The organism is Kocuria dechangensis (genome assembly GCF_014636775.1).
Taxonomy (GTDB): domain Bacteria; phylum Actinomycetota; class Actinomycetes; order Actinomycetales; family Micrococcaceae; genus Kocuria; species Kocuria dechangensis.
On sequence record NZ_BMEQ01000015.1, the window covers coordinates 76,858 to 96,144 of the forward strand.

The 19,287-nt window shown below is 76.9% G+C and carries 15 protein-coding genes; 11 read left to right on the top strand and 4 right to left on the bottom strand.

What is annotated here, in order from left to right; all coding sequences use genetic code 11:
- Positions 1-22: 22 nt before the first annotated feature.
- Together IEW07_RS13545 and IEW07_RS13550 are read right to left on the bottom strand one after the other, a co-directional pair.
- The gene (locus tag IEW07_RS13545) at positions 23-292 is read right to left on the bottom strand and encodes a hypothetical protein (protein WP_188538091.1); all 270 of its coding nucleotides are present in this window, start codon (positions 290-292) and stop codon (positions 23-25) included.
- Entirely contained in the window at positions 289-645 is a 357-nt protein-coding gene (locus tag IEW07_RS13550) for a hypothetical protein (RefSeq protein ID WP_188538093.1), read from the bottom strand. Before IEW07_RS13550 ends, IEW07_RS13545 begins: the two co-directional genes overlap by 4 nt.
- 203 nt (positions 646-848) lie before the next feature.
- On the opposite strand from IEW07_RS13550, the gene IEW07_RS13555 reads away from it, so the two are divergent.
- From IEW07_RS13555 to IEW07_RS13590, 8 genes are all read left to right on the top strand, one after another.
- Positions 849-2,486: a carbamoyltransferase family protein gene (locus tag IEW07_RS13555; protein WP_188538095.1), complete on the top strand. Its 1,638-nt coding sequence runs from the start codon at positions 849-851 to the stop codon at positions 2,484-2,486.
- Positions 2,483-4,135, top strand: coding sequence for an HAD-IIIA family hydrolase (locus tag IEW07_RS13560; protein WP_188538097.1), 1,653 nt, complete (start codon positions 2,483-2,485; stop codon positions 4,133-4,135). The genes IEW07_RS13555 and IEW07_RS13560 overlap by 4 nt, the downstream gene beginning before the upstream one ends.
- A 2-nt stretch (positions 4,136-4,137) precedes the next feature.
- Positions 4,138-5,238, top strand: a complete 1,101-nt coding sequence (locus IEW07_RS21450; RefSeq protein ID WP_188538098.1) for a glycosyltransferase family 9 protein — start codon at positions 4,138-4,140, stop codon at positions 5,236-5,238.
- Positions 5,226-6,185: a glycosyltransferase gene (locus tag IEW07_RS13570; RefSeq protein WP_188538099.1), complete on the top strand. Its 960-nt coding sequence runs from the start codon at positions 5,226-5,228 to the stop codon at positions 6,183-6,185. Before IEW07_RS21450 ends, IEW07_RS13570 begins: the two co-directional genes overlap by 13 nt.
- On the top strand, positions 6,182-8,077 hold the full coding sequence (locus IEW07_RS21635; RefSeq protein ID WP_188538100.1) for a glycosyltransferase: 1,896 nt from the start codon (positions 6,182-6,184) through the stop codon (positions 8,075-8,077). The genes IEW07_RS13570 and IEW07_RS21635 overlap by 4 nt, the downstream gene beginning before the upstream one ends.
- Positions 8,074-9,486 carry a PfkB family carbohydrate kinase gene (locus IEW07_RS13580; protein ID WP_188538101.1) on the top strand — a complete coding sequence of 471 codons (1,413 nt, stop codon included), beginning with the start codon at positions 8,074-8,076 and terminating at the stop codon, positions 9,484-9,486. Before IEW07_RS21635 ends, IEW07_RS13580 begins: the two co-directional genes overlap by 4 nt.
- On the top strand, positions 9,476-10,504 hold the full coding sequence (locus IEW07_RS13585; RefSeq protein WP_229741847.1) for a glycosyltransferase family 9 protein: 1,029 nt from the start codon (positions 9,476-9,478) through the stop codon (positions 10,502-10,504). Before IEW07_RS13580 ends, IEW07_RS13585 begins: the two co-directional genes overlap by 11 nt.
- 72 nt (positions 10,505-10,576) lie before the next feature.
- Entirely contained in the window at positions 10,577-11,593 is a 1,017-nt protein-coding gene (locus IEW07_RS13590; protein WP_188538102.1) for a UDP-glucuronic acid decarboxylase family protein, read from the top strand.
- A 38-nt stretch (positions 11,594-11,631) separates the two neighbouring features.
- Here IEW07_RS13590 and IEW07_RS13595 read toward each other — a convergent pair whose 3' ends face one another.
- Together IEW07_RS13595 and IEW07_RS13600 are read right to left on the bottom strand one after the other, a co-directional pair.
- On the bottom strand, positions 11,632-12,582 hold the full coding sequence (locus IEW07_RS13595) for a M56 family metallopeptidase (protein ID WP_188538104.1): 951 nt from the start codon (positions 12,580-12,582) through the stop codon (positions 11,632-11,634).
- Between the two features lie 6 nt (positions 12,583-12,588).
- Positions 12,589-12,975 (bottom strand): BlaI/MecI/CopY family transcriptional regulator, encoded by a 387-nt coding sequence (locus IEW07_RS13600; RefSeq protein WP_268235537.1) that lies wholly within the window; start codon positions 12,973-12,975, stop codon positions 12,589-12,591.
- Positions 12,976-13,082: 107 nt separating this feature from the next.
- Here IEW07_RS13600 and IEW07_RS13605 point away from each other — a divergent pair, with 107 nt between their 5' ends.
- Genes IEW07_RS13605 through cydD form a run of 3 tightly spaced genes read left to right on the top strand, consistent with a single transcriptional unit; the run spans position 13,083 to position 19,264 of the window.
- Positions 13,083-14,666 (top strand): cytochrome ubiquinol oxidase subunit I, encoded by a 1,584-nt coding sequence (locus IEW07_RS13605; RefSeq protein ID WP_188538106.1) that lies wholly within the window; start codon positions 13,083-13,085, stop codon positions 14,664-14,666.
- 27 nt (positions 14,667-14,693) lie between these two features.
- Positions 14,694-15,839 carry a cytochrome d ubiquinol oxidase subunit II gene (cydB, locus tag IEW07_RS13610; protein WP_188538108.1) on the top strand — a complete coding sequence of 382 codons (1,146 nt, stop codon included), beginning with the start codon at positions 14,694-14,696 and terminating at the stop codon, positions 15,837-15,839.
- The gene (gene cydD, locus IEW07_RS13615) at positions 15,836-19,264 is read left to right on the top strand and encodes a thiol reductant ABC exporter subunit CydD (RefSeq protein ID WP_188538110.1); all 3,429 of its coding nucleotides are present in this window, start codon (positions 15,836-15,838) and stop codon (positions 19,262-19,264) included. Before cydB ends, cydD begins: the two co-directional genes overlap by 4 nt.
- Positions 19,265-19,287 lie beyond the last annotated feature (23 nt).

The window sequence follows — 19,287 nt, forward strand, 5'->3', positions numbered from 1 at the left end:
GGTCTCCGCGCGGGGGACGGGCTCAGGCGCTGTGCCGGGCCCCGCCGCGCTGCTCGAGCGCGGCGACGACCTCCTCGAAGCGGTCCTGCGTCACCGGGTGCGGGCCGTCGGGGTTCTCGAGGTACTCGCGGTCCAGCTGGCAGGAGATCCGGCTGTGCAGCACCTGCAGCTCCACCAGGGGGAGGCCGGACAGCTCCGCCGGGAACTCGCACTCCGGGGCGAGGCAGGTGTCGCAGTCCTCGGAGGCCGCGGCGCGCCCGGCCCGGTTCCGGAAGGCGGCGACCGGGTTCATGCCGCCACCTCGTCCCGGTGGCCGGGCGTCCAGGAACGCGCGGACGGCAGCAGGGCCGGTCCCTCGGGGGACCAGTAGGGGGCCGGCTGGGTGAGCACCCGCACCGGCCCGCCGCCCTGCCATTCGCGGTCGTGGTCCACGGACCACCGCAGCAGGTCCAGCGCGGCGGTCTCCACGCGGTGGGCGGCCGAGAGGTCGACGTCGACCGTCGCGTCCGGGGCCAGCCCCCGCGCCCGGTGGATGAGCGGGCACAGCGCCCGGTGGTTCCGCTCGGTCAGGCTCCCCGTCACGAGCAGGTGCACGAACCTGGCCTCGGGGTCCACCTGCACGACGACGGACAGGGTGTGCTCCATGAAGTTCGTCCTTCCACCACAGCAATCCATGGCCGGCTGCTTGACCAGTGCCTATGAGCCTAGGACCCGGACACCCGGTCCCACCAGACGTTTTGCGGAGTCGTTACAGTCCGTGTCCGGGGCCGGTCCCCGCCTCCCCGGGTCGCTGACACGCGCCCGGAACAACGTCAGTCCCCTGACGACTTTGTGCAATACTCCGGCCTATGAACTACCTCGGCATCAACGCGATATTTCATGATCCCGCGGCGGCGCTCGTCGTGGACGGCAGGGTGGTGGCCGCCGCGGAGGAGGAGCGGTTCTCCCGGCGCAAGCACGGGAAGCGGCCCGTGCCGTTCTCGGCGTGGGAGCTGCCCGAGCAGGCCATGCGCTGGTGCCTGGAGGAGGCGGGGCTGAGCCCCGCCGACCTCGACGCGGTGGGCTACTCCTTCGACCCCTCGATCGCGGCGCAGATGCCGGACGACCCCTACGACCCGGTCCGCGTGGACTACGCCCGCAGGGCCCCGGGTTTCATCGCCGAGGCACTGCCGGGGCTGGACCGCGCCAGGGTCCGCTTCGTGGAGCACCACGTGGCCCACGCCGCCTCCGCCGGCCTGGCGGCCCCGCAGCGCACCAGCAGCGTCCTGGTGGTCGACGGCCGCGGCGAGGCCCACTCGCACCTCGCCGGCCGCTACCGGGACGGCGAGCTGGAGATCCTGGCCCGCCAGGCCCTGCCCGAGTCCCTGGGCCTGCTCTACGAGTCCCTCACCGGCCACCTCGGCTTCCTGCGCTCGAGCGACGAGTTCAAGGTCATGGCCCTGGCCTCCTACGGCGAGCCCCGCTTCCTGCCGGAGCTGCGCGAGATCGTCCGCGCCACGGGCGACGGCGGCTTCCGCGCGCAGGCCCCCGACTGGACCCGCTTCGCGCCCCGCCGGGTCGACGACGGGACGTGGGGCGGCGACCACGCGGACCTCGCCGCCTCGGTGCAGGCCGTGGTGGAGGAGGTCCTCGTGGACCTGGCCACCTGGCTGCACGAACAGACCGGGGACCGGGTCCTCACGATGGCCGGCGGCACCGCACTCAACTGCGTGGCCAACTCCCGGATCTGGCGCGAGACGCCGTTCGAGGAGGTCTGGGTCCAGCCCGCCTCCGGCGACTCCGGGACCGCCCTCGGCGCCGCCCTGCACCTGGCCCAGGAGGCCGGGGACCTGGGCGAGCCCCAGCCCACCGCGGCGCTCGGCCGCAGCTGGTCCGGCGAGGAGCTGGCGCAGTGGCTGAGCACCGCCCAGGTGCCCTTCACCACCCCGCAGGACCTGGCCGGCGAGGTCGCCGACATCCTCGCGGACAACGGCGTGATCGCCTGGTTCGACGGCCGCAGCGAGTTCGGCCCCCGCGCCCTGGGCCGCCGCTCCCTGATCGCCAACCCCATGCACCCCGAGAACCTCGAGCGGCTCAACGACGTCAAGGGCCGCGAGCAGTTCCGGCCCGTGGCGCCGATGGTGCTCGAGGAGCGCGCCGGGGAGATCTTCGCCGGGGGGCCGATCCCCAGCCCCTTCATGCTCTTCGTCCACGACGTCGCCCCGGAGTGGCGCGAGCGGATCCCGACCGTGACCCACGTGGACGGCACGGCCCGGATCCAGACCGTGACCGACGAGGACAACGCCGGGATCGCGGCGCTGCTGCGGGCCTTCGACGAGCGCACGGGCGTGCCCGTCGTCGTCAACACCTCGCTGAACACCGCCGGGCGGCCCATGGTGGACGACCCCCGCGACGCCCTCGAGCTGTTCGGCTCGGCCCCGGTCGCCGCGCTCGTGCTCGGCCCGCACCTGGTCCGCCGGGCCTCGTTCTTCCAGGAGGCCCGATGACCGCGCAGCACACCCCGGCCGCCGTGCCCGCCCGCTACGCCGTGGTCGTCCCCTCCGTCGGGCGGCCCACGCTCCAGCGGCTGCTGGACACCCTCGCCGCGCAGGAGGTCGACGCCCGGCACCCCGGTCCGCTCGTGGTCGTCGTGGTCGACGACCGGCGCGGGGACCCCGCCCCGCTCGAGCCGGTCGTCCCGGCCTCCGTGGGCTGGGCCGTGCGCACGGTGCGCGGCTGGGGCCGCGGCCCGGCCGCCGCCCGCAACCGCGGCTGGCGCGCCGCGCGGGCCTCGGGCGCCGAGTGGATCGCGTTCCTGGACGACGACGTGGAGCTGCCGGCGGGCTGGTGCCGCCGCCTGGCCGAGGACCTCGCCGCGTGCGGGCCCCGGACGGGGGCCACGCAGGGCCGGATCGAGGTCCCCCTGCCGGCCCACCGCGCCCCCACCGACTGGGAGCGCAACACCGCCTCCCTCGAGGACGCCGACTGGGCGACGGCGGACATGGCCTACCGCCTGGAGGCCCTCGAGGCCGTCTCCGGCTTCGACGAGCGCTTCCCGCGGGCCTACCGCGAGGACGCGGACCTCGCCCTGCGCGTGCGGCGCGCCGGGTGGCAGCTGGTGCGCGGGCGGCGGCGGATCACCCACCCCGTCCGTCCCGCCGACGACCTGGTGAGCCTGCGGGTGCAGGCCGGCAACGCCGACGACGCCCTGATGCGCCGCCTGCACGGGCCGGACTGGCGCACGGAGGCCGAGGCCCCCGCGGGCGGCTTCCGGTGGCACGTCGCGACCGTCTCCGCCCTGGCGGTCGCCGCCGCCGGCGCCGGGACCGCGCTGGCCGCGACGGCGCTGGGGCACCGCCCGGCCGGCCGCGGCGCCCTGGCCGTCGCCGGGGCCGGGGCGGCCGCCTGGGGCTGGCTGACCGGACGGTTCGTCGCGCTGCGCATGGCCCCCGGGCCCGGGCCGGGCGAGCCGGAGTTCGGCCCGGAGCTGGACCGGATGGTCCGGACCAGCGTCGCGATCCCCGTGGCGGCCGTGCGGCACAGGGCCCGGGGCTGGTGGCGGCACCGCGGGACCGGGCCCTGGCCGGTGCCCGTGCGCGCGGTGCTCTTCGACCGGGACGGCACCCTGGTCCACGACGTGCCCTACAACGGCGACCCCTCGAAGGTCGAGCTCGTCCCCGGGGCGCGCGAGGCGGTCGACGCCGTGCGCGCCGCGGGCCTGCGGGTGGGCGTGGTGTCCAACCAGTCGGGGATCGGCCGGGGCCTGCTCACCCGTGAGCAGGTCGACGCCGTCAACGCCCGGGTGGCCGAGCTGCTCGGCCCGTTCGACACGTGGCAGGTGTGCCCGCACGCCCCCGAGGACGCCTGCGCGTGCCGCAAGCCGCGGCCGGGCATGGTGCTGGCCGCCGCCGCGGAGCTGGGCGTGGACTCCTCCGAGTGCGTGCTGATCGGGGACATCGGGGCCGACGTCGAGGCCGCCCAGGCCGCCGGCGCCCGCAGCGTCCTGGTCCCCACACCGGTGACCCGCGGCCAGGAGGTCGCCGACGCCCCCGCCGTGGCGGCGACCCTGCTCGAGGCCGTCGCCGCCGTCCTGGGCGGGGACCGGGACCCCCGCGCCGCCGACCGCCCGGCCGCGACGGCCGTGGCCGGGGGCTGAGCGTGGGGCGCACCCTGGCCGTCCGCCTCGACTCGGACGGGGACGTGCTGCTGACCGGCCCCGCGATCCGGGCCCTGGCCCGGATCGGGAACCCCGTGGACGTGCTGGCCTCGCCCTCCGGGGCGGCCGCCGCCCGGCTGCTGCCGGACGTGGCCGACGTCCTCGTGCACTCCGCCCCGTGGTCCGGCTTCCGGCCCCCGGCGGTGGACCGGGACGCGACCCTGGGCCTCGTCGACGACCTCGCGGCCCGCGGCTACGACCTCGCCGTCGTGTTCACGTCCTTCCACCAGAGCCCCCTGCCCATGGCGCTGCTGGCCCGGCTCGCCGGGATCGGCCGGGTGGTCGCCACGAGCGAGGACTACCCCGGTTCGCTGCTGGACGTCCGGCACCGCCGCGCGGACCCGCCCGGCGGCGGGCACGAGGTGGAGGCCGCGATGGAGGTCGCGGTGGCCGCCGGCGCCCCGGAGTCCGCGGAGGAGGACCTGCGCCTGGCCGTGCGCCGGCCCCTGCCGCCCCTGCCGCGGGAGCTCGCCGACCGGCTCGGCGGGCGGGGCTTCGTGGTGCTGCACCCCGGCGCCTCCGTCCCCTCCCGCGGGCTGACCCCGGAGCACGCCGGGGCTCTGGCGGCCGGCCTGGCCGCTGCGGGCCACGCCGTGGTCGTGACCGGCGGGCCGGGGGAGCGCGGGCTCGCCGCCGCGACCGTCGCGGCCGCCCGCGCCGCGGTCCCCGGCGGGACCGTGCTGGACCTGGCCGGCCGCACCGACCTCCCCGGCCTGGCCGGGGTGCTGGCGGCGGCGCGCTGCGTCGTCGTCGGCAACACCGGTCCCGCCCACCTGGCCGCCGCCGTGGGCACCCCGGTCGTCTCCCTGTTCTCCCCCGTGGTGCCCCCCGAGCGGTGGGCGCCGTACGGGGTGCCCGTCGTGCTGCTCGGGGACCAGGGCGCGGCCTGCCGCGGCTCCCGGGCGCGGGAGTGCCCCGTCCCCGGCCACCCGTGCCTGTCCTCCGTCCCCCCGGCCGCCGTGGTCGGGGCCGTGGAACGGCTGGCCACGACCGGGCCCGTCCCCGCCACCGCCACCGAAGGAGGACCCGGGTGCGCATCCTGACCTGGCACGTCCACGGGTCGTGGACGACGACGTTCGTGCACGGACCCCACGAGTACCTGATCCCCGTGGTCGAGGGCCGCGGCCCCGACGGCCGGGGCCGGGCCGAGACGTGGGAGTGGCCCGCCGCCGCGCGGGAGCTCACCCCCGAGGAGCTCGCCGACGCGGCGTTCGACGTCGTGCTGCTGCAGCGGCCCCACGAGCTCGAGCTCGTGGAGCGCTGGACCGGCCGCCGGCCCGGCGTCGACGTCCCCGCCGTCTACGTCGAGCACGACACCCCGCGCGGGACCCCCGTCGGCACCCGTCACCCGATGGCCGAGCGCTCCGACGTCCCGGTCGTGCACGTGACCCACTTCAACCGGATGATGTGGGACAACGGGGACGCCCCCACCGAGGTGGTCGAGCACGGGATCCTGGACCCCGGCCCGCTCTACACGGGCACCACCGGCAGCCTCGCCGTCGTCGTCAACGAGCCGGTCCGCCGCGGGCGGATCGCCGGGACCGACCTGGTGACCGCCATGGCGCAGCGGTTGCCCGTGGACGTCTACGGCATGGGCATGGACCAGCTCGCGGCCCTCGCCCCGCACATGGCCGGGCGGCTGCACGAGAACTACCCGCAGGAGGAGCTGCACGCCGCTCTCGGCGCGCACCGGGCCTACTTCCACCCGTACCGGTGGACCAGCCTGGGCCTGGCGCTGCTGGAGGCCATGACCCTCGGGATGCCGGTGCTGGGGCTGTCCACCACCGAGGCCCCGCGCGCGGTGCCCCCGGAGGCGGGCCTGCTCTCCAACGACCCGGAGGCCCTCGCCGCGCAGGCCCGGCAGTGGCTCGACGACCCCGGCGCGGCCTCCGCCGCGGGCGCCGCCGCCCGCGAGCACGCCCTGACACATTTCGGCTCCGACCGCTTCCTGGCGGACTGGGACCGGATCCTTGGGAAGGTGACAGCATGAGAATCGCAATGGTCTCCGAGCACGCCAGCCCGCTGGCCGCCCTCGGCGGGGTGGACGCCGGGGGACAGAACGTCTACGTGGCCGCCCTCGCCGCGGGCCTGGCCCGCCGCGGCCACCAGGTGAGCGTCTACACCCGCCGCGACGACGCGCGGCTGCCGGAGGTCGTCGACCTCGTCCCCGGCGCCCGCGTGGTGCACGTCCCCGCCGGGCCCCCGAGCCTCCTGCCCAAGGACGAGCTCGCCCCGTACATGGACGACTTCGGCCGCTGGCTCGCCCGGGACTGGGTCCGCCACGGGGTGCCCGACCTCGTGCACGCCCACTTCTGGATGTCCGGGCTCGCCGCCCGCCGTGCGGCCGAGGCCCTGCAGATCCCGGTGGTGCAGACCTTCCACGCCCTCGGCGCGGTCAAGCGCCGGCACCAGGGCGCGGCCGACACCAGCCCCGCGGGCCGGCTCGCCGCGGAGAACGAGACCATCGCCGTCGCGGACCTCGTCCTGGCCACGTGCCGGGACGAGCGTGCCGAGCTGCTGGCCCTCGGCGGGGACCCGTCCCGGATCGACGTGGTGCCGTGCGGCGTGGACCTCGAGGCCTTCGAGCCGGCCTCGGCGCGCACCGACCCGCACCGGCCCCGCGTCGTGGCCCTGGGCCGGCTCGTGGAGCGCAAGGGCGTGGACGTCGTGGTCCGCGCCCTGGCGCAGCTGCCCGGCGCCGAGCTGGTCGTCGCCGGCGGCCCCGACCGCTCCGAGCTCGACCGCGACCCCGAGGCCCTGCGGCTGCGCGCCCTGGCCCGCGAGCTCGGCGTGGCCGACCGCGTGGAGCTGCTCGGCCGCGTGGACCACGACGACGCCGCCGTCCTGCTCGCCACCGCCGACGTGGTCGCCTGCACCCCCTGGTACGAGCCGTTCGGCATGGTGCCCCTGGAGGCCATGGCCTGCGGCCGGCCCGTGGTGGGCAGCGCGGTCGGCGGGCTGCTCGACAGCGTCGAGGACGGGGTGACCGGCCTGCTCGTCCCGCCCCGGGACGTGGCCGGCACGGCCGCCGCCCTGCGCACCCTGCTGGAGGACCCCGGGCTCGCCGCCCGCATGGGCCGGGCCGGCCGCGACCGGGTGGAGCGGCTGTTCGGCTGGGCGCAGGTGGCCGAGCAGACCGAGCGCTCCTACGAGCGGGTCCTCGAGCGCCACCGCCGCGAGCACCCGCCGCTGCTGGCCGAGACCGAGCGCTGGCTCGGCAGCCACCTCGACGAGCTGGCCATCGCCGCGCGGGAGGCCGCCCAGCACGCCGGCGTCGTCGACCGCTGGGGCGCCCGCCTCGCGGGCCTGCTGGCCTCGGGGGGCCGGGTGCTCGCCGCCGGCAACGGCGGCAGCGCCGCCGAGGCGCAGCACTTCACCGCGGAGCTCGTCGGCCGCTTCGTCGACGAGCGCCGCCCGCTGTCCGCGGTGTGCCTGTCCGCCGAGACCTCCAGCCTGACCGCGATCGTCAACGACTACGGCGCCGAGGAGGTCTTCGCCCGCCAGGTCCAGGCCCACGGCCGCCCGGGCGACGTCCTGGTGCTGCTGTCCACGTCCGGGCGCAGCCCCAACGTCCTGGCCGCCGCCGAGCGGGCCCGCGAGCAGGGCCTGCACGTCTGGGCCCTCACCGGCCCCGGCCCCAACCCGCTGGGCGAGCTCGCCGACGAGTCCCTCACGGTCGACGCGCCCACCACCTCGGTCATCCAGGAGGTCCACCTCATGCTCCTGCACGCCGTGTGCGCTGCCGTGGACGCCCGCCTCGCCCCCCGGACCGGGGCCGGACGCGCCGGCCCGCGTGCCGCCGCGGCGCGGTCCGCCCCGGCGGGCGGGCGCCCGGGCGCGGCCGAGGACCCGGCCGCGGCGGTCCGGGCGGGGGTGGCATGAGCGCCGCCCGGATCGTCGTCGTCGGCGACGCGCTGCTGGACCGGGACGTCGACGGCCACTCCACGCGCCTGAGCCCGGACGCCCCGGTGCCGGTCGTCGACGTCGACGACGTCTTCGCGAGCCCCGGCGGCGCCGGCCTGGCGGCCCTGCTGTGCGCCGAGCCGCCCGCCGCCGGCACCGTCCCCGGCGAGGTCTCCGTGACCCTGCTGGCCCCCGTGGCCGCGGACGCCGCCGGCCACGAGCTCGCCGCCGCCCTCGGGGACGTCGCCCTGGAACGGCTCGGCCACCGGGGCGGGACCCGCACCAAGACCCGCGTCCGCAGCGCCGGCCAGACCCTCGTGCGCGTCGACGAGGGCGGCCCCGGCACACCGGTCGGGGTCTCGGCCTCCCACGTCGCCGCCGTCCTGGCCGGCGCGGACGCCGTGCTCGTCTCCGACTACGGCGGCGGGGTCACCCGGGACCCCGCCGTGCGCGCGGCGCTGGAGGCGCACGCCCGCACCGGCACGGTCGTGTGGGACCCGCACCCGCGCGGCGGGCCGCCCGTGCCCGGGTGCGCGCTCGTCACCCCGAACGCCGCGGAGGCCGCCCACGCCCTGGGTGCGCCGGGCACGACCGCCCCGCGGGACCTCGCGGGTGCCCTGCGCGAGCGGTGGTCCGCCCGGGCCGTGGCCGTCACGGCCGGGGCCGAGGGCGCCCACCTGGCAACCGCGGCCGGCACCGAGCTCGTCCCCGCCGCCCCCGTGCGCAACACCGACCCGTGCGGGGCGGGGGACCGCTTCGCGTCCGCCGCGGCCCTGGCCCTCGGCGCCGGCGCGGACGTCACCACCGCCGTGGAGACGGCCGTGGAGTCCGCCGGGCAGTGGGTCGCCGCCGGCGGCGCCGCCACCTGGCGGACCCGCCGGGCGGCGGGCGCCGCGGACGGGCCCGGCCTGCACCCGGGTGCCGAGCGGCTGCCGCGGGACGTCCAGGACCTGCTCGCCGGCGTGCGCGCGCGGGGCGGAAAGGTCGTGGCCACCGGCGGGTGCTTCGACGTCCTGCACGCCGGGCACATCGCCTCCCTCGACGCCGCCCGCCGGCTCGGCGACGCCCTGGTGGTCCTGCTCAACGCGGACGGCTCCGTGCGGCGGCTCAAGGGCCCCGGCCGGCCCGTCGTCGGCCAGCAGGACCGCGCCCGCGTCCTCGCGGCCCTGCGCAGCGTCGACGCTGTCGTGGTCTTCGACGAGGACGACCCCCGCGCCGCCCTGAACCTGCTGCGCCCCGACATCTGGGTCAAGGGCGGGGACTACACCCCCGAACAGCTGCCGGAGGCCGCCGACGTCCGCGGCTGGGGCGGAGAGGTGACCGTCCTGCCGTACCTCTCGGGCCGCTCCACCACCGCGATCCTGCAGCGGGCCGGCCGTGAGCGCTGAGCCCCGCGCCCCCGGGGTCGTGGACCCGGCGACGATCGGGCCCGGCGATGTGCTCGTGCTCCGGGCGCTGGGCCTGGGGGACGCCCTCACCGGCGTGGCGCCCCTGCGCGGGGTGCGGCGGCTGTTCCCGGAGCGCCGGCTCGTGCTCGCGGCGCCCGCGGGCGTCGGGGAGTGGCTGGCCGGGCTCGGCGTCGTCGACGGCGTCCTGCCGGCCTCCGGTCTCGGGCCGCTGCCCCGGATGCCCGGCGGGCACGCCGCCGTCAACCTGCACGGGCGCGGGCCCCTGAGCCACGAGGTGCTGCTGGCCACCGGCCCGGAGCGGCTCGTGGCCTTCGGCACGGCCGGCCACGACGGTCCCGCGTGGCGCGCCGACGAGCACGAGGTGCACCGCTGGTGCCGCCTGGTGCGGGCCGCCGGCGGGCCGTGCGGGCCGGAGGACCTCCTGCTGCGGGAGCACGTCCCGGCGCCCGCCGGCGCGCCCGTCGTGCTCCACCCCGGCGCCGCCTCCGCCTCCCGCCGCTGGCCCGCCGCGCGCTGGCGAGCCGTCGCCGAGGCCCTCGCCGCGGACGGGCACCGGATCGTCGTGACCGGCTCGCCCGCGGAGGCGGAGCTGGCGGCGGCCGTGGCCGACGGACTGGACGCCGCGGAGAACCGCTGCGGCGCGCTGTCCCTGGCGGAGCTGGCGGAGACCGTCGGCGGGGCCGCGGCGGTGTTGAGCACCGACACCGGCGTGGCCCACGTGGCGACCGCCCTGGCCGTGCGCTCCGTGGTGCTCTTCGGGCCGACCCCGCCGGCGTGGTGGGGCCCCGCGGTGGACCCGCAGCTGCACACCGTGCTGTGGCACGGCGACCCGGCCGCCGGCGCGTGGGGGGACCCGCACGCCGACGTCCTCGACGAGCGGCTCGGCGCCGTGACCCCCGGCGAGGTGCTGGCCGCGGCCCGGGCCCAGCTCAGCCAGGTCCGTCCCGCCCCCGCCCCCGCCCCCGCCCACGACGCCGCGCTGCCCGGACGTCCCTGACCCCGGCCGACCACTCCCGGCCGCAGCCGGCCGTTCCGACCAGACCCGACCCGACCGACCCTGAGGAGCATCGTGAACCCCACCACCGACGCGACCGCCGGCCCCGTCCCCGGCCGCCCGTTCCGCCGGGCGGTCGTGACCGGCGGCACCGGCTTCCTCGGCAGCCACCTGTGCACGGAGCTGCGCCGCCGCGAGGTGGAGGTCGTGTGCCTCGACAACTTCCTCACCGGCTCGGCCGCCAACATCGAGCACCTCGTCGGGGACCCCGGCTTCCGGCTGGTGCAGTGCGACGTCACCGACTACGTGCACGTGCCCGGCGACGTGGACCTCGTGCTGCACTTCGCCTCCCCGGCGTCCCCGATCGACTACCTCAAGCTGCCGATCCACACCCTCAAGGTGGGCTCCATCGGCACCCACCACGCCCTGGGCCTGGCCAAGGACAAGGGCGCGCGGTTCGTGCTGGCGTCCACCTCCGAGGTCTACGGCGACCCGCAGGTGCACCCGCAGCCCGAGAGCTACTGGGGCCACGTCAATCCGGTGGGCCCGCGCGGGGTCTACGACGAGGCCAAGCGCTTCGCCGAGGCCCTCACGGTCGCCTACCGCTCGGAGCACGACGTCGACACCGCGATCGTGCGGATCTTCAACACGTTCGGGCCCCGGATGCGGCCCTTCGACGGGCGGGCCATCCCCACCTTCGTCCGCCAGGCCCTGGCCGGGGAGCCGCTGACCGTGACCGGCGACGGCGCCCAGACCCGCTCGGTCTGCTACGTCTCCGACCTGGTCCGCGGGATCCTGGCGCTGGCCGGGAGCGGGCACAGCGGGCCCATGAACATCGGCAACCCGCACGAGCTGTCCGTGCTGCAGATCGCCCGGGACGTGATCGCGGCCACGGGCTCGACCTCGGAGATCGAGTTCGTCGACCGCCCGGTCGACGACCCGATGGTCCGCCGCCCGGACACCACGCTGGCCACCGCCGTGCTCGGCTGGGAGCCGGAGGTGCCCTGGACCGAGGGCCTGGCCCGGACCGTCGACTGGTTCCGGGAGGCGCCGGCCACGGACCCGGTGTCCGCCGCGGCCCGGCGCCGATAGGCGGACCCGGGCCGGGCCGGACCCGGCCGGGCCCGCCGTCAGCCGAGCAGGTCGGCGAGCCCGGGGGCGAGCAGCAGGACGGTCGGCACGGTGACGAGCGCGGCGGCCGCGCCGACGACCGCGGCCCGCGGGCCCGGCGGCAGGGGCGCCGCCTCGAGCCGGAGGATGCGGTGGCGTGCTTCCTCGGCGGGGGCCGCGGCCGACCAGATGCCGTCGACGCGGTGCTGGGCGGCAGGCGGGCACCCGGTGCTGACCAGTGCGATGGCCCGGGCGAGGGAGCGGTCGTCGACGCTGTGGCGGGCGCGGTCGTCGGCGAGCATCTCGACGAGGAGGCCCACCTCGTGCTGGGCGCGGTGGGCGATGGGGAACCAGGGCAGGGAGGCCCGCCAGGCCCGGAACAGCACCAGCACGATGTCGTGGCGCTGGGTGGCGTGGGCCCGTTCGTGCTCGATCACCGCCTCCAGCTCGTCCTCCCCGAGCAGCGACAGCAGCCCGGCGGAGAGGACGGTCATCGGGGTGAACGCCCCGGGGAGGCAGTAGGCGACCGGGGCGGGGTCGTCGAGGAGCCGGGTGCCGGGGGCGTCGGGCAGCGGTGTGCTCAGCAGCCGGACCAGCTGGGCGTGCCGGCGGCGCTCCCCCTCGGTCCGCACGACCGTGACGAGCAGGTTCAGCAGGAGGTGACCCCCGAGGAGGACGGCTCCGGTCAGCGCCAGGACGTGCCACGGGCCCGCGGGGCTCCACGGCTGGTCCCCCAGGAGGCCGGCGGCGAGGCCGATGCCGCCCCCGACCAGGTCCTGCCCGAAGGGCGCCAGGCCGAAGGTGATCAGGGCCCCGAGCATCGACAGCCCGCCGGCGAGCGCGATCGCCTGCCAGAGCACGAGGGCCGTGGCGGGTGCGCGGTCGGGCCACGCGGCGTGGGACAGGAGGATCGGGGCGGGCCAGGCCAGGACGACGGCGAGGCCCGCGAGGGCGATCGAGGCGCTGATCACACGGGCTCAGTGGTCGCCGAGGAGGCGCCGCAGGGTCTCCGCCTCCTCGGGGCTGACACCCCCGACGAAGCGTGCGAGCACCGCGGTCCGGTCGTCGGCCGCCCCGAGGACGTCGTGCATGAGGTTGGCCATGTGCTCCTCGCGCGAGGCCGCGGCGCGGTAGCGGTGGGGGCGGGAGGCGCGTTCGCGCCGGACGAAGCCCTTGCGCTCCAGGCGGGACAGGACGGTGAGCACGGTGGTGGCGGCGCGGGGGCGGCCGCTGTCGGTGCTCTCGGGGAGCTCTTCCAGGAGGTCGTAGGCGGACAGCGGGGTGTCCGTCCGCCAGAGGATCTCCATGACGGATCGCTCCAGTTCGCCCAGGGGGCTCGCGCGTCGTGTTTCGTCTGTTGCCACCGGCCGATTGTAGCCGACCGGTCCACTTGTTCTACAGTCCCGTAGAAGTAGTTCTACGACCCGTAGAACTGCTTCCGTGCCGTGTCGACGATTTGGGGGAGCAGCCCATGGATCCGCTGGAGATCGCCCGGTGGCAGTTCGGGATCACCACCGTCTACCACTTCGTGATGGTCCCGCTCACCCTCGGGCTGGGCCTGCTGGTGGCGCTCATGCAGACGATGTGGGTCCGCACCGGCGACGAGCGCTGGCTGCGGATGACGAAGTTCTGGGGCAAGCTCTACCTGATCAACTTCATCGTGGGCGTGGCCACCGGGCTCGTGCAGGAGTTCCAGTTCGGGATGGCCTGGAGCGAGTACTCCCGCTTCGTCGGCGACGTCTTCGGGGCGCCGCTGGCGATGGAGGGTCTGCTGGCCTTCTTCTTCGAGTCCACCTTCCTGGGCCTGTGGATCTTCGGCTGGGACCGCCTGCCGAAGAGGCTGCACCTGGCCACGCTGTGGACCGCGGTGCTCGGCTCCGTGGTCTCGGCGTTCTTCATCATCGTCGCCAACTCCTGGATGCAGCACCCGGTGGGCGTGGAGATGGTGGACGGCCGCCCGGTGATGAACGACGTGTGGGCCGTGCTGACCAACAACACCGCCCTGGTGGCCTACGGCCACACCCTGGCCGGGGCCGTGGCGGTGGGCGCGGCGTTCCTCGTGGGGGTCTCCTGGTACCAGCTGTGGCAGCGCCGCCGGGACGGCATCGACACCGTCGACGCCCGGGGCGCGGTGGTCGTGGGGGAGCGCCCCGACGTCCCCGGCCGGGACCGGGCCGACCACGGGGTGTGGCTGTCCAGCCTGCGCATCGGTGCGGTGGTCGCCGTCGTCGCCTTCGGCGGGGTGGCCGCCACCGGGGACCTGCAGGGCAAGCTGATGTTCGAGCAGCAGCCGCTGAAGATGGCCGCCGCCGAGGCGGCCTGCCACGACGGCACCAGCTTCTCGGTGCTGTCCGTGGGCCCGCTGGGCGGCCAGGACTGCGACCAGGTGACCAACGTCATCGAGATCCCGGGCCTGCTGTCGTTCCTGGCCCACGGGGACCTCGACACCGAGGTCAAGGGCGTGAACACGCTCATCCCGGAGTACGAGGCCGCCTACGGCACCCACCTGCCCGACGACCCCCTGTACGGGGAGCGCGCCGGCCAGAGGATCGACTACCTGCCCCTGATGGAGGTCACCTACTGGGGCTTCCGCATGATGATCGGCTTCGGCGTGCTCGCCGCCGCGTTCGCGGCCCTCACGCTGTGGCTCACCCGGAAGGGCACTGTGCCGGCCTCCAAGGCGCTGATGTGGGTGGCGGTGGCGAGCATCCTGGCGCCGTTCGGGGCCAACATCGCCGGGTGGGTGTTCACCGAGATGGGCCGCCAGCCCTTCGTCGTCGCCCCGAACCCCACCCCCGGCGGGGTGGACGGGGTGTACATGTACACCGCCGCCGCCGTCTCGCCGGGGGTCAGCGGGGAGGAGGTCGTCTTCTCCCTCGTCACCCTCGGGCTGATCTACGGGGTCCTGCTGGTGATCGAGACGATGCTGCTCGTGCGCTACGTGCGCGGCGGGGTCGCCTCGGCCATGCCCGAGCTCGCCCACCGCGACGACGACCCCGACCACCCCCACGGCACCCCCGGCCGGCGCGACGACGTGCTCGCCTTCGCCTACTGACGCCGACGACCACAGGACGGCCCTGACATGGAACTTCTGCCCACCATCTGGTTCATCGCCATCGCGGTGCTGTGGACCGGCTTCATCGTCCTCGACGGCTTCGACCTCGGCGTCGGGATGCTCATGCTCACCAGCACCCGCGACGAGCGCCGGCGCCGCCAGATGCTCAACACCATCGGACCGGTGTGGGACGGCAACGAGGTGTGGCTGATCACCGCCGCCGCAGGCCTCTTCGCCGCCTTCCCGGACTGGTACGCCTCCCTGCTCTCCGCCCTCTACATCCCCTTCGTGTTCGTCCTGGTGGGACTGATCCTGCGGGCGGTGTCCATCGAGTACCGGGGCAAGGGCCGCAGCGACCGGTGGCGTCGCTGGGCCGACCGGGCCCTGGGCGGGGGTTCGTTCCTGGTCGCCTTCGGGCTCGGCGCCGCCCTGGCCCTGACCACCACGGGCCTGCCGCTCGACGCCAACGGCGACCGGGTCGGGGGCGCCTTCGCCTGGTTCACCCCCTGGGCCGTGCTCGGCGGGCTCGCCCTGGTCGGGTTCTGCCTCGTGCACGCCTCGGCCTTCCTGGCCCTGAAGACCGACGGCCCCGTGCGGCTGCGGGCCCGGGGTCTCCTCGTCCGCCTCGGGCCCGCCGCGCTGGTGCCGTTCGTGGGCTGGGTGGTCGCGGTGCAGCTGCTCAACGGCAAGACCTGGACCTGGCCCCTGCTCGGCGCGGCGGCCGTCGCGGCGCTCTTCGGGTGGACCAGCGCCCGCCTGGGCCGCGAGGGCCGCGCCTTCGCCGGCTCCGCCGCGTTCCTGTGCTGCGGCCTCGCCTCGGTCTTCGCCAACGTCCACCCGGTGGTCCTGCCCTCCACCCTCGACGCCGCCAACGACCTGACGGTGACCAACGCGTCCAGCGGCGACTACACCCTGGGGGTGCTCACCGTCGTGGCCGGGATCGGGCTGCCGCTGGTGCTCCTCTACCAGGGCTGGAGCTACTGGGTGTTCCGCCGGCGCCTGACGACCGACCACCTTCCCGCCCCCCACCCGGTCGCGGCCGCCGTCGCGCGCACGCCCGCGCCGGCCGCCGGCCCCTCCGGCACGAGCGGCACCGGCACGAGCGGCACCGGGGCGAGCGGCACCGGGGCGAGCGGCACCGGGGCGAGCGCCACCGGGACGCGGCGCGCATGAGGCGCCCCCCACTGGGCCCGGGCGGTCCCGCGGCGGTCTTCGTCCTCGGCCTGCTGGGCGCGCTCAAGGCCCTCGCCCTGATCGGCATGGCCGAGGCGCTCGCCCGCGGCGTCGTCGGAGCGATCGCCGGCGACACGGCGGCCTGGCAGCAGGCCCTCCTGCTGGGGGCCGGGGCCGGGCTGCTGCGCGCCGGGACGACCTGGACCACCCAGGTCGTCGCCGCCCGCGCCGCCGGGCAGGCGAAGCGGGGGCTGCGCCGGGCGCTCGCCGCCCGCGTCCTGGCCGGGGGCAGCCACGACGTCGGCGCCACGACCACCGTGGGCACGGTCGGCCTCGACGCCCTGGACGAGTACTACGCGCGCGTGCTGCCCGCGGCCACCGCCGCCGCCACCGTGCCCCTGCTGGTCGGGGTCCGGATCCTGGCCGCCGACTGGGTCAGCGCCCTCGTCGTGGTGCTCACCGTGCCCCTGATCCCGGTGTTCATGGTCCTCGTCGGCCGGCACACGCAGGACAGGGCCGCGGAGTCCTCCGCCGCCCTCCAGCGGCTCTCCCACCACCTGGTCGAGCTCGCCCGTGGCCTGCCCGTCCTCGTGGGCCTGGGGCGGATGGACGAGCAGGCCCCCGCGCTGCGCCGCATCTCCGACGAGCACCGGCGGACGACCATGGCGACCCTGCGCACCGCGTTCCTCTCCGCGCTCGTGCTCGAGCTGATCGCCACGCTCTCCGTGGCAGTGGTGGCCGTGTTCGTCGGCGTGCGCCTCGTCCACGGCGAGCTGGACCTGCTGGTGGGACTCGTGGCCCTCATCCTCGCGCCGGAGTGCTTCGCCCCGCTCCGGGACCTCGGGGCGGCCTTCCATGCGGCCCAGGACGGCATGGCGGCCCTGCACCGCTCCCGCGAGATCGTCAGCGCGCCACCGCCCGCCGACATCCGGCGGGCCGGCGAACGGAGCCGGGACACCGCCGCCGCGCCCACCGTCCCCACCGCCACCGCCGCGCCCACGGTGCGGATCAGCGGACTGGTCGTGCGCTACCCGCACCGCCCCGCCCCGGCGCTGGCCGGCCTGGACGCCGAGTTCCCGGCCGGCACCATCACCAGCGTCGAAGGCCCCAGCGGCAGCGGCAAGTCGACCCTGCTCGGCGTCCTCGCCGGGACCGTCGAGGCCCACGACGGAACCGTCCACGGCGTCGTTCCCGGCTCGCTCGCCTGGGTGCCCCAGCACATCCACACCGTGGGCGCCACCGTCCTCGACGAGATCCGGCTCTACGCCCCCAGCGCGGCCTCCGCCCAGCACGCCCTCCGCCGGGTCGGTCTCGACCCGCTGGCCGGCACCGACCCGGACCGCCTCAGTCCCGGGGAGCTGCGCCGGCTCGGCCTGGCGCGCGGGCTCGTCCGCCTCGACGCCGGAGCCCGCCTCCTGCTCCTCGACGAGCCCACCGCCCACCTCGACCCCGCCGCCGCGCGCCGCGTCGAAGCTCTGATCGACGGCCTGCGCGGCACCACCACCGTGGTCCTGGCCTCCCACGAGACCGGGGTCACAGCCCTCGCCGACCAGCAGGTGCTGCTGGGCGCGCCTGCCGCCCCCCGCGACGGCGGCGGGCCCCACCCGCCCCAGGACGACACCGGGGCCGCGGAGGGACCGGCGCCCGCCGACCACCGCGGGCCGTCGCCCCACCCCGCACCGGCGGGGTCCTCGGGCGGTGCCCTGCGCGAGCTCGCCGTGTTCCTCGCGCCCGCCCGCGGGCGCTGGCTCGGGGCGGCGGCCCTGGGCACCGCGGCGGCCCTGTTCGCGGCGGCCCTCACCATGCTCTCGGGCTGGCTGATCGTGCGCGCCGCCGAGCAGCCGGGGATCATGTACCTGATGGTCGCGATCGTCGGCGTCCGCTTCTTCGGCATCGGCCGCGCCGTGCTGCGCTACGCCGAGCGACTGACCACCCACGACGCCGTCCTGTCCGCCACCACCGAGCTCAGGGCGCGGCTGTGGGCCGGGCTGGCCGCCTGCGGCCTGGCCTCGCGGGCCATGGCCACCGGCGCCGCGGCGCTGGAGCACCTGGTGGCGGCGGCCGACCGGGTCCGCGACCTGGTGCCCCGGGTGCTGCAGCCGCCGGTGGTCGGCGCCGGCACCGCCCTCGCGGCCGTCCTCGCCGTGGGGATCCTGTGCCCGCCGGCCCTCCCCGCGCTGGGGGTCGCCGTGGTCGGCGGCCTCGGCGCCGGACCCCTGACGGCGCTGGTGGCCGACCGCTCCGCGGCCCGCCGCCTGACCGTGGTGCGCTCCGGGGTGATCCGCCGGTTCGCCGCGATGGTCGCCGCCTCCGGGGAGCTGCGGGCCAACGGCCGGGCCGAGGACGTGCTCGCCCGCCTCGACGACCTCGAGGGGCGGGCGGTGGCGGCCACCCGGGCCGGCGCCTGGGCGCGGGGGCTGGGCGAGGCCGTCGTGGTGCTGGCCTGCTCGCTCTCCAGCGTGCTGATGCTGCCGGCGACCGCAGGGGCCGTCGCCGGCGGGACGATCTCCGCACCGGTGGTCGCCGCGCTCGTGCTGCTGCCCCTGGGGCTGATCGACCCGCTGCTGGGCGTCGTCGACGCCGTGCAGCAGTGGCCCGCGCTGGCCGAGGCGCTGCGGAGGGTCCGTGCCGTCACCGCGGGAGCCGCCCGCCAGGAAGCGCCCGGGACCTCTCCCGGGCCGGCCCCGCCCCCGATCCGGGAGCTGGCGCTGGACGACCTGGGCGTGGCCTGGCCCCAGGCACTGGCCCCGGCGTTCCGCCACCTCCGGGCCACCGTACGGCGAGGCCACTGGCTCGTCGTCGAGGGCCCCTCCGGCTCCGGCAAGTCCACCCTGCTGGCCACCCTCCTGGGCCACCTGCCCGCCGCGGAGGGCTCGTGGCGGGTCGACGGCCTCGACAGCACCGCCTTCGACGCCGGCCGGCTGCGGCAGCGCTTCGCCTGGTGCCCGCAGGAGGCACACCTGTTCGACTCCACGATCCGCGGCAACCTCCTGCTCGCCCGCGGGAGGGACGACCGGCCCACCGACGAGGAGATGCACGAGGTCCTCGCCCGCGTGGGGCTGGCCCCGTTCCTGGACGGCCTTCCCGACGGCCTGGACACACCGGTCGGGCCCGGCGGCGGGAACCTCTCGGGGGGACAGCGCCAGCGCGTCGCCGTGGCCAGGGCGCTGCTCACCCGCGCCGACGTCGTGCTCCTCGACGAGCCGACCGCCCACCTGGACGCCCCCGCCGCCGACTCCCTGATCGCGGATCTGCGCTCGGCCCTGGCCGACCGGATCGTCGTCCTGGTGACCCACCACGCCGGACAGCGTTCCCGGGCGGACGCTCACCTCCGCCTGCCCGGGGCGAGCCCTCCCTGCGCACCGCGGCGCGGCGACCGGGCGCAGGCCGGGAGCGGCGCCCTGTCGCTGACAGGTGCCTTCTGACGGAAGCGGGAATTGCGTCGCGG

Coding starts and splice junctions, on each gene's coding strand:
- IEW07_RS13560 (WP_188538097.1), top strand. CDS start 2,483: ATGACCGCGCAGCACACCCCGGCCGCCGTGCCCGCCCGCTACGCCGTG.
- IEW07_RS21635 (WP_188538100.1), top strand. CDS start 6,182: ATGAGAATCGCAATGGTCTCCGAGCACGCCAGCCCGCTGGCCGCCCTC.
- IEW07_RS13580 (WP_188538101.1), top strand. CDS start 8,074: ATGAGCGCCGCCCGGATCGTCGTCGTCGGCGACGCGCTGCTGGACCGG.
- cydB (WP_188538108.1), top strand. CDS start 14,694: ATGGAACTTCTGCCCACCATCTGGTTCATCGCCATCGCGGTGCTGTGG.
- IEW07_RS13555 (WP_188538095.1), top strand. CDS start 849: ATGAACTACCTCGGCATCAACGCGATATTTCATGATCCCGCGGCGGCG.
- IEW07_RS13605 (WP_188538106.1), top strand. CDS start 13,083: ATGGATCCGCTGGAGATCGCCCGGTGGCAGTTCGGGATCACCACCGTC.
- IEW07_RS13545 (WP_188538091.1), bottom strand. CDS start 292: ATGAACCCGGTCGCCGCCTTCCGGAACCGGGCCGGGCGCGCCGCGGCC.
- cydD (WP_188538110.1), top strand. CDS start 15,836: ATGAGGCGCCCCCCACTGGGCCCGGGCGGTCCCGCGGCGGTCTTCGTC.
- IEW07_RS13550 (WP_188538093.1), bottom strand. CDS start 645: ATGGAGCACACCCTGTCCGTCGTCGTGCAGGTGGACCCCGAGGCCAGG.